Source organism: Microtetraspora sp. NBRC 16547, from assembly GCF_030268965.1.
In the GTDB taxonomy this organism is placed as follows: Bacteria; Actinomycetota; Actinomycetes; order Streptosporangiales; family Streptosporangiaceae; genus Microtetraspora.
The window spans coordinates 1-288 of sequence record NZ_BSSE01000124.1; the positions used below are offsets into that span (position 1 = coordinate 1).

Annotated in this window: 1 protein-coding gene; it reads left to right on the forward strand. The window is 63.5% G+C overall.

Features of this window, described 5'->3' with window-relative positions:
• Positions 1 to 74: 74 nt before the first annotated feature.
• Positions 75 to 288: ATP/GTP-binding protein (locus QSK17_RS35880; protein ID WP_285708140.1), on the forward strand; the 214-nt coding region annotated here is incomplete at its 3' end.

The window sequence follows — 288 nt, forward strand, 5'->3', positions numbered from 1 at the left end:
TAAGCCGGATCTGAACTTGCTTGAAAGGGTGCTCAGTGGACTTCGCAGGCTCTAGCCATGGCTCTCAGCGGGGCCTGACCTCGACGAAGATCGTGGTGGCGGGCGGTTTCGGTGTGGGCAAGACGACCTTCGTCGGCGCGGTCTCGGAGATCATGCCGCTCACGACCGAGGCGGTGATGACCGACGCCAGCGCCGGCATCGACGACGTGGGCCTGGTTCCGCACAAGACCACGACGACCGTGGCGATGGACTTCGGGCGGGTCTCGCTGGATCAGGATCTGATCCTTT